General features: G+C 57.8%; 8 protein-coding genes and 1 pseudogene. All 9 read right to left on the bottom strand.

Going from position 1 to position 8,876, the window contains the following annotated elements; genetic code table 11:
• Positions 1-478, bottom strand: a pseudogene (gene pssA / locus DTF_RS27150) (CDP-diacylglycerol--serine O-phosphatidyltransferase); the annotation flags it as partial.
• Complete coding sequence (locus DTF_RS0109080; protein WP_027715070.1) at positions 475-1,119, bottom strand: phosphatidylserine decarboxylase family protein; 645 nt, start codon at positions 1,117-1,119, stop codon at positions 475-477. The gene DTF_RS0109080 and the pseudogene pssA, both read right to left, overlap by 4 nt.
• Before the next feature lie 82 nt (positions 1,120-1,201).
• Complete coding sequence (gene ilvC / locus DTF_RS0109075; protein WP_027715069.1) at positions 1,202-2,212, bottom strand: ketol-acid reductoisomerase; 1,011 nt, start codon at positions 2,210-2,212, stop codon at positions 1,202-1,204.
• A gap of 127 nt (positions 2,213-2,339) precedes the next feature.
• Positions 2,340-2,837: an acetolactate synthase small subunit gene (ilvN, locus tag DTF_RS0109070; RefSeq protein WP_027715068.1), complete on the bottom strand. Its 498-nt coding sequence runs from the start codon at positions 2,835-2,837 to the stop codon at positions 2,340-2,342.
• A 70-nt stretch (positions 2,838-2,907) separates the two neighbouring features.
• Positions 2,908-4,605: a biosynthetic-type acetolactate synthase large subunit gene (ilvB, locus tag DTF_RS0109065; protein ID WP_027715067.1), complete on the bottom strand. Its 1,698-nt coding sequence runs from the start codon at positions 4,603-4,605 to the stop codon at positions 2,908-2,910.
• 85 nt (positions 4,606-4,690) lie between these two features.
• Complete coding sequence (ilvD, locus tag DTF_RS0109060) at positions 4,691-6,358, bottom strand: dihydroxy-acid dehydratase (RefSeq protein ID WP_027715066.1); 1,668 nt, start codon at positions 6,356-6,358, stop codon at positions 4,691-4,693.
• Positions 6,359-6,528: 170 nt separating this feature from the next.
• Positions 6,529-6,753, bottom strand: a complete 225-nt coding sequence (locus DTF_RS0109055; protein ID WP_226989239.1) for a DUF465 domain-containing protein — start codon at positions 6,751-6,753, stop codon at positions 6,529-6,531.
• A 71-nt stretch (positions 6,754-6,824) separates the two neighbouring features.
• Positions 6,825-7,541: a tRNA (adenosine(37)-N6)-threonylcarbamoyltransferase complex dimerization subunit type 1 TsaB gene (tsaB, locus tag DTF_RS0109050; RefSeq protein ID WP_035056401.1), complete on the bottom strand. Its 717-nt coding sequence runs from the start codon at positions 7,539-7,541 to the stop codon at positions 6,825-6,827.
• Positions 7,541-8,866 (bottom strand): RIP metalloprotease RseP, encoded by a 1,326-nt coding sequence (gene rseP, locus DTF_RS0109045; RefSeq protein WP_027715063.1) that lies wholly within the window; start codon positions 8,864-8,866, stop codon positions 7,541-7,543. Before rseP ends, tsaB begins: the two co-directional genes overlap by 1 nt.
• Positions 8,867-8,876: the final 10 nt, after the last annotated feature.

Genomic DNA, 8,876 nt, shown 5'->3' with positions numbered 1-8,876 from the left:
ACTCCAAAGGCCACCAGATCAGCAAGAGAGTCGTATTCGACGCCGAAGCGACTGGTGGTGCCGGTCAGGCGGGCGACTCAACGGTATTGACCTGCACGTTAAAACGGGCAAGGCGCAAAGCCCCGCATACAACATAGAGGAAGGCGGCAAGCCAACCCATCTTACCGAAGGGTTTGAGGGCCCAAGCATACATGAGCAGTCCGGGCGCTACTCCAAAGGCCACCAGATCAGCAAGAGAGTCGTATTCGACGCCGAAGCGACTGGTGGTGCCGGTCAGGCGGGCGACTTTTCCGTCGAGGGCATCGAAAATGGACGAGATGAGAATAAACCAGGCAGCGACCACATAGCCGCCGTTCATGGTCGCCACGATACCGTAAAAACCTGCAAACAGGCTGCCGGTGGTAAACAGGTTGGGGAGAATGTAAACCCCTTTGCGCAGACTCTCCCTCCGGTCATAAGGAGGGCGCGTATCATTCATCGCAGAGAGCCGAGAATGCTTTCGCCGGCCACCGTACGATCCCCCACCCCGATCCGGATTTCCGATCCGGGAGGGAAATAAATGTCGACGCGGGATCCGAAGCGGATCAGCCCGTAACGCATGCCTCGCTCCAGCATGTCGCCGATCACCGGATAGGTGACGATCCGCCGGGCGATAAGGCCGGCGATCTGGACGCACAGCAGGCGCTGACCCCCTTCGGCTTCGATCAACATACCCGCCTGTTCGTTCTGTAGACTGGCCTTGTCCAGGGAGGCATTGAAAAACTCTCCCTTGTTGTAAAACATGTCCAGAATCTTGCCGCTGCAGGGAGCCCTGTTGACATGAACGTTGAAAACCGACATGAATATGCTGACCTTGTCCACTTCTTCCTTGAAGTAGCGCTCCTCCATGACCTTGCCGACAAAGATGACTTTGCCGTCGGCGGGGGAGAGAACTGCTCCTTCTTCACCGGGGATGATGCGTTCTGGGTTGCGGAAGAAGTAAACGGTGAACAGGGTCAGACAAAGAAGAACAAAGGCCGGCAAATCCCAGTCCAGCAAAGCGAAGACCAGTGTCACGAACGCGAACAGGGCGATAAAGGGATAACCTTCGCTCGCCACGGGTTGATTCTGATTGCGCATAATTCACCGAAAGGCGTGAGGCGTGAGGCGTAAGATGCAGGGGCCTTGACCCCTCACACCACATCCTTCACGCCTCACCGCATTAGTTTTTGCTCTTGTCTACAATTTTCTGAATCCAGGGCATCATGCTGCGCAGACGCTCACCGACCTGTTCAATGGGATGGGCGGCATTGAGGCGCCTCCGGGCCGTCATCTCAGGATAGTTGGTCTGCCCTTCGAGGATAAATCGCTTGGCGTAATCACCGGTCTGGATGTTGGTCAGACACTCGCGCATCGCCTTACGGCTCTCCTCATTGATGACCCTCGGGCCGGTGACGTATTCGCCGTATTCGGCGTTGTTGGAGATGGAATAGTTCATATTGGCGATCCCGCCCTCGTACATGAGATCGACGATGAGTTTTAGCTCATGCAGGCACTCGAAATAGGCCATCTCCGGAGCGTAGCCGGCTTCGACAAGGGTTTCAAACCCGGCCTTGACCAGTTCCACGGCGCCGCCGCAGAGGACCGCCTGTTCGCCGAAGAGATCGGTTTCGGTCTCGTCCTTGAACGAGGTTTCGATAATCCCGGTTCGGCCGCCGCCGATGGCGCTGGCATAAGAAAGCGCCACACTCTTTGCCTTGCCTGACGCATCCTGGAAAATCGCGATCAGATCCGGAATGCCGCCACCCTTCACGAATTCGGAACGGACGGTGTGACCGGGGGCCTTGGGAGCAATCATGATGACATCCAGGTCGGCGCGGGGCACGACCTGATTGTAATGAATACTGAACCCGTGGGCGAACGCCAGGGTCGCCCCCTCTTTGAGGTTCGGCTCGATCTCGTCCCGGTAAAGATGGGACTGGAATTCGTCGGGGGTCAGGATCATCACCAGATCCGCGGCCGCCACGGCTTCGGCAACATTCTTGACCGTCAATCCGGAATTCTGTGCCTTTTTGGCCGAGGCGGAGCCTTCGCGCAGGGCTACGGTGACATCGACTCCTGAATCCTTGAGATTATTGGCGTGGGCATGACCCTGGGAGCCGTAGCCGACGATGGCCACTTTCATCTTCTTAATGATGGACAGGTCGGCGTCCTTGTCGTAATAAACGTTCATTCTCTGTATTCCTCCTGAAAAACGGGACCGGGATCCCGGGAAATGACCTGTTCTTATAGCACAGGGAGGCGCCTCATGCCAATCCCTTTTCGCATGAAGCGCCTCGGAGCCTGTTTTCCCAATGAGTCTAATCCGTCCCCTTCCATCCTTTGGAGCCGCGTCCCAGAACCACCGGACCCGACCGCACGAGTTCCTTGATTCCCATCGGCTGAAGGAGTTCGATGATGGCATCAATCTTGGTCGGCGCCCCGGTGATTTCAATGGTATAGGAACGGGGAGTCACGTCCACGACCTTTGCACGGAAAATATCGGCGATCCGCAGGACCTCGGCACGGGTTTCCTCCTCCGCCGTTACCTTGACCAGGGCCATCTCGCGTTCGACGTAGTCCTGACCGGTGAAGTCGATGACTTTGATGGTATCGATCAGCTTGTTGAGCTGCTTGGTGATCTGTTCCAGAATCTGATCGTCTCCGCGCGTCACCAGGGTGATCCTGGAGATGCTCGGATCAAAAGTTGGAGCAACCGAGAGGCTTTCGATATTGAAGCCTCGTCCGGAGAAGAGTCCTGATACCCGGGAGAGAACCCCGAACTCATTTTCAACCAGCACCGAGATTGTATGTTTCATGAAAAAATCTCCTTAAAAAGCATAGGTCCCATAGGGCCTATAAGACTTATAAGACCTATGAATTTCCCTTTCAGGAAGCCAGGACCATCTCGTTGAGGCCGGCGCCGGCCGGAACCATGGGCATGACGTTCTCCTCCCGAGCGATCTTGAACTCCATGATGACCGGACCGGGGGTCTCGAGGGCCTTGCGGATGACTCCCTCGACTTCTTCCGGCTTGCTGGCGGAGAGACCGGTGGCTCCGTAAGCTTCCGCCAGCTTGCAGAAATCGATGGGCAGCTCCATGCAGGTCTGGCTGTATCTCTTATTGAAGAAGAGCTGCTGCCATTGGCGTACCATTCCCAGAAAATTATTGTTGAGAATGACAATTTTGACAGGCAGCCGGTACTGGACGAGGGTGGCCAGTTCCTGCGAGTTCATCTGAAAGGAGCCGTCTCCTGAGATGTCGATGACCTGTCGCTCGGGAAAACCGGCCTGCGCACCGAGGGCCGCCGGCAGTCCGAACCCCATAGTTCCCAGTCCGCCTGAAGTCAGGAAAGTTCGGGGGCGGGAGAAATCGAAGAACTGGGCCGTCCACATCTGGTGCTGCCCCACCTCGGTGGTGATGATCGCATCATCGTCGGTCAATTCGCGGATTTTCTCAATGACGAACTGGGGCTTAATGACGGATGTCGAGGGGTTGTAGCTTGTCGGGTGCTTTTCTTTCCAGTCGGCGATCTCGTTCCGCCAGGGCTCGGTACTCTCGACCAGGGCGGAAACCGCCTTTCCCTGCTCGGCCAATTTTTTCAGCATCTTCTGGAGTACATCCTTGAGCTCGCCGACGAGGGGGAGATCGACCCGTACGTTTTTCTTGATCGATGTCGGATCGATATCGATATGTATGATCTTGGCGTCGGGTGCGAAGGAGCTTATTTTCCCGGTCACCCGGTCGTCGAAGCGGGCACCGACGGCTATCAGCAGGTCTGCATTGGTGATGGCCATGTTGGCATAATAGGTGCCGTGCATCCCGAGCATTCCCAGAGAAAGGGGGTGCTTCTTGGGAAAGGTGGCCATGCCCATCAAGGTGGTGGTCACCGGTGCCTGAATGGCTTCGGCGAGATCCTTCAGTTCGGTTGACGCATCGGCCAGAGTGGCCCCGCCGCCCACATAAATCACTGGCTTGCGGGCAGCCAGAAGCATCTTGACCGCCTTCTCGACCTGGCGGATATTGCCGCTATAGGTCGGTTTGTACCCCCTGAGCTCCACGGTTTCGGGATATTCGAATGTCGTGGAGGCTATCTGAACATCTTTGGGCAGATCGATCAGTACGGGACCCGGCCGTCCGGTGCGGGCGATGTAGAAGGCCTGCTTGACCACCCTGGCCAAGTCCCGAACATCCTTTACCAGGTAGTTGTGTTTGGTGATGGGACGGGTAATGCCGATGATGTCCGCCTCCTGGAAGGCATCATTGCCGATCAAGGGCGTAGGCACCTGGCCCGTGATGACCACCAGCGGAATCGAATCCATGTAGGCGGTGGCGATTCCTGTGACCGTATTGGTAGCGCCGGGGCCGCTGGTGGCGATGGCCACACCGACCTTGCCGGTGGCCCGAGCATAACCGTCGGCGGCGTGCACCGCGGCCTGTTCATGGCGGTTCAGGATATGCTTGATCGGATAATCCATCAGGTCATCATAGATGTTGATGACCGTTCCCCCGGGATAACCGAAGACGGTATCCACCCCTTCCAGCTGCAGACATTCCAGAAGTATCTGCGATCCGGTCTTTTTCACAAAAAGCCTCCTCCAGAGAAATGATTATAGCTATAAGCTTTAAGCTTTAAGCTTTAAGCTATAAGCTTGCGGCTTACAGCTTTGTTTATGCCTTGCAGATCGCCCCCGTATTGGCCGATGTTACTACTGCGGCATACCTGGCCAGCCAGCCGCTCTTGATCTTGGGTTCAGGTTTTCGCCAGGCTGCCCGGCGCTGTTCGAGGGCCGCCTCGTCTACCTTGAGTTCGAGTCGGCGGTTTGGGATGTCGAGAATGATGGCATCGCCGTCCTCGATCAGTGCTATCGGGCCTCCTTCGGCAGCTTCGGGCGAAATATGTCCGATGCAGGGCCCCCGGGTTCCTCCGGAGAACCGGCCGTCGGTGATGAGAGCCACGCTCTCCCCCAGGCCGAGTCCCATCAGGGTGGCGGTCGGAGCCAGCATTTCCCTCATGCCCGGCCCTCCCTTGGGCCCTTCATAGCGAATGACCACGATGTCGCCGGCCACGACTTGTCCGTTCATCAGGGCCTGCATGGCCCCCTCTTCCGAGTCGAAACAGCGGGCGCGTCCTTCGAAGTTCATCATCTTCTCGGAGACGCCCGATTGCTTAACCACCGCGCCGTCGGGGGCGAGATTGCCCTTGAGGATGGCTATTCCCCCTTCGGGACGCACCGGGCTAGAGATGGGCTGGATCACCTCTTCGTCCACCTGGGCCACGCTGGCGACGATCTCCTTCACGGTCGGTCCGGTCAGGGTGGGGTTGTCGAGAATCCGGTCGCGCAGCTGATAGAGAACCGCCGGGACTCCGCCGGCAGCATCCAGGTCTTCCATGAAATGCTTGCCGCCCGGATTCATGGAGGCGAGCTGGGGCGTTTCCCGGCTCAGCCTGTCGAAGTCTTCCAGGGGAAGATCGACCCCGGCCTCCCTGGCGATGGAGAGGAGGTGCAGCACGGTATTGCTCGATCCGCCCAAGGCCAGGTCGACGCGAATGGCGTTCTCGAAGGCCTCGCGGGTGAGAATCTGGCGGGGGGTGATCCCTTCCCGGACCAGTTGGACGATCCTCTCGCCGGAGGCGAAAGCGATGCGCCTCTTCAGGGATGAGACCGCCAGTGCGGTGCCGCAGCGCACCAGGCTCATCCCCAGCGTTTCGGTAAGAATGGCCATGGTGTTGGCGGTGAAAAGCCCCTGACAGGAGCCTGCGGTAGGGCAGGCCTGGTCTTCGCAGACCATGAGCTCCTTCTCGTCGATAACTCCAGCCTTGTACTGGGCCATGGCTTCGAAGGTGTCCGTGACGAAGGAGAAGCGGCGCCCTTTTTGACCGCTGCCCGTCATCATCGGGCCGGCCGTCACCACCAGGCACGGAATGTCGAGACGGGCGGCCGCCATAAGCATGCCGGGGGTGATCTTGTCGCAATTTGTCAACAGCACCAGGCCGTCGAGACGATGGGCCTCGGCCACCGATTCGATCATATCGGCAATGAGTTCACGGGTGGGGAGGGAATAATGCATTCCCTTGTGGCCCATTGCAATGCCGTCGCAGACGCCGGGTATGCCGAAGAGGAAGGAATAGCCGCCGCCGGTATGGACCCCTTTTTCGATAAACCGCTCCAGATCCCGCATGCCGGTGTGGCCCGGAATCAGGTCGGTAAAGGAAGTAGCGATTCCGATAAACGGTCTGTCCATCTGGTCGGCGGGGACGCCGGTCCCTTTAAGGAGAGCACGGTGGGGAGTTCTTTCGAATCCTTTGGTAATGGCATCACTGCGTTTGGCACTCATATGAAGCATATCCCTTTTTATGGTCGTAAATGAAGCAGGGGCTCTACAGCCCCTGCCGGAACCAACCGTGAAGCCCAGGTAAAGATCCTTCGGCCGGGCAACCGGCTCTATAAAGCAAAGGGTTCAGGCATCCTGCCCGAACCCTTATGCGGTTCAGAACGGATTCATGGTTACTGCCTGTGCCTGATGAGGATAAGTTCCATCTCATCTTTTCCGGCCAGCTTCAGTTTCTGGATCTTCTTTTTTTCCACCTCTTCCTCGGGAGTAAGGAAGGTTTTCTGTTCCAGTTTCCGCAGTTCCTTTTCCAATAGCAGGTGTTCCTCATAGAGCATGCGGAACCGGGCGTTTCCATCGCATAACTGCTGCACCAGCGTCTGATCATTCGCCTGCATCATGCACCTCCCGCGGCAAAGGGGTTAAAAATAACAAAAATACCATTTTAAAATAACGAAAGGGCTAAACCTTGTCAACTATCAATAAGACCTGAATCGAGGCGCCGGGTCCACATGATCTCAGCCTCGGAAAGGCGAATATATCGGGGTGCCAGGAGCTCCAGAGGAATGGTTCGATCCTGGCGCAGATCGGCCAGGGCCAGAGCTGCCGCCGACGAGGCGCGGGGCAGGTGAAAAGGCCAGGGAATGAAATGGGCACGAGCTCCCAACTGACGCACGATCAGGGTTCGGTAAGCAAGGGCTCCGTCACCGGCAAACAGAACTTCTCCTTCGAGGTCCTGAAGAAGCTTTTCCGGAGGGAGCACGGCTTCCTCCGCCAGGGAAACGGGCATTCCCCCTTCCCAGCCGAAGAGCCCCGCATAGACTTCTTTTTTGCGGGCGTCGAGCAGAACGCAGAGAGGATGGCGGGGAAAAGGAACCTGCAGCGCCATTGTCCGCAAGGACGAAACCCCCGCCACCGGTTTGTCCAGCGCCAGGGCCAGCCCCTTGACGGTGGCTACACCGACTCTCAGTCCGGTAAAGGAGCCGGGGCCGACGACTACGCCGAGGGCATCCAGTCCTTCAGTGGTCACTCCGATATCGGTCAGCAGCTGTCGGATGGTTAACAGAAGCCGGTCGGTATGATTGGATTTAATATTGAGGAGGACCTCCCCCAGGATCGTCTCGCCACGGCTGACGGCGACACTCCCGCAGGGGGTGGAGGTGTCCACCGTAAGGAGAAGTTCGTCCATCACGGCCCTCCGGTAAAGATTCTGACGAAGTCATTATAGAAAGCCAGAACCATGAGCAGAACGATGAGAAGCAGGCCTATCTGCTGGGCAATCTCGCGAACACGCATCGACAGCGGCCGCCGTAAAACGAGTTCGAAAAGGTTGAAGAAGAGGTGGCCTCCATCGAGGATCGGAATGGGGAAGAGATTCAGAATCCCCAGTTGGATACTGAGAAAGGCAAGGATGGTCAGCACGCTGGAGAGATCGGTCTGAGCCGCCTGGCCGGCAATCTGCACCACGGTGATGGGGCCGCCGATGTTTTTCGTCGAAACGTCACCGGAAAAGAGCTTCTGAACGAAAACCAGGGTGATCTGAACCAGCTCCACGGTCCTTTCGGCTCCGGCCCTGACGGACTCGATGAAACCGAAGCGTTTATGGACGGTCTCCTGAAGAGGAGCCACCCCGATGAGGTAATCGGCTCCATTTTCCCTGATCGGCTGAACAGTCAAGTTCAGTGATTCCCCCTCACGTTCGATGGTCAGAGTCGCGGGGCGTCCGTCCAGTGCCTGGATGATCGGGCGGAGATCGTACCAGGAATCGACCGGTTCCCCCTCGACGGTCACGATCCGGTCTCCTGCTTTAATCCCCGCCTGTTCGGCGGGCATGCCCGGTGCCACTCCCCCCACCACCGCCTCCTGCTGCGGATGCAGACCGAGAGAGCGCAGCCCTTCCAGCCCACCGTTCTCGGGAGTCATGGTGATGATGACAGTCTGCTGTCCCCTGCGCACCTGAAAATCGAGGGGATCGCCGGCATGACCGATCAGGACCATGTTCGTATCGGACCAGGAGGAGACCGGCTCTTCATTGACGGAGACGATGCAGTCGCCGTCCCGGAATCCGGTCGATTTGGCTTCGGTATCTGCAGCCACATAGCCGATGCAGGGAGGCTGGTCGAAGTAGGCAGGGAGATCGATCCCGGACATGTAGGCGACGGGAAGAATAAGAAAGGGGAGGAGAAGATTCATTGCTGGACCGGCGGCAATAATTGCCGTCCGCCGCCCCACCGGCTGTTCGGCAAAGGAGCGTTTGCGGTCTTCGGGGCTCAACTCGCCGGTCTCCCCCTCCTCTCCGCTGCCTTCACCGAGCATCTGGACGTAACCCCCAAGAGGGACGGCGCAGACCATGTATTCCGTCTCTCCCCACTTCCTGGAGACCAGTCGGGGACCGAAACCGAGCGAAAACTTGAGGACCTTGACTCCCGAAAGCTTGGCGATACAGAAGTGTCCCAGTTCATGGACAAAGACCAGAATGCCTAGCATGATGATGCCGGCGACAACGGTGAGCATGTATCCTCCA

It is taken from the genome of Desulfuromonas sp. TF (assembly GCF_000472285.1).
Classification (GTDB): Bacteria; Desulfobacterota; Desulfuromonadia; order Desulfuromonadales; family ATBO01; genus ATBO01.
Note: the sequence above shows the minus strand (reverse complement) of the source record. Positions and strands in the feature narration are given on the sequence as shown.

Bases quoted from the DNA above. Each gene is read 5' to 3' on its own strand.
- DTF_RS0109080 (WP_027715070.1), bottom strand. From the start codon at position 1,119: ATGCGCAATCAGAATCAACCCGTGGCGAGCGAAGGTTATCCCTTTATC.
- rseP (WP_027715063.1), bottom strand. From the start codon at position 8,866: ATGCTCACCGTTGTCGCCGGCATCATCATGCTAGGCATTCTGGTCTTT.
- ilvN (WP_027715068.1), bottom strand. From the start codon at position 2,837: ATGAAACATACAATCTCGGTGCTGGTTGAAAATGAGTTCGGGGTTCTC.
- DTF_RS0109055 (WP_226989239.1), bottom strand. From the start codon at position 6,753: ATGATGCAGGCGAATGATCAGACGCTGGTGCAGCAGTTATGCGATGGA.
- ilvC (WP_027715069.1), bottom strand. From the start codon at position 2,212: ATGAACGTTTATTACGACAAGGACGCCGACCTGTCCATCATTAAGAAG.
- ilvD (WP_027715066.1), bottom strand. From the start codon at position 6,358: ATGAGTGCCAAACGCAGTGATGCCATTACCAAAGGATTCGAAAGAACT.
- tsaB (WP_035056401.1), bottom strand. From the start codon at position 7,541: ATGGACGAACTTCTCCTTACGGTGGACACCTCCACCCCCTGCGGGAGT.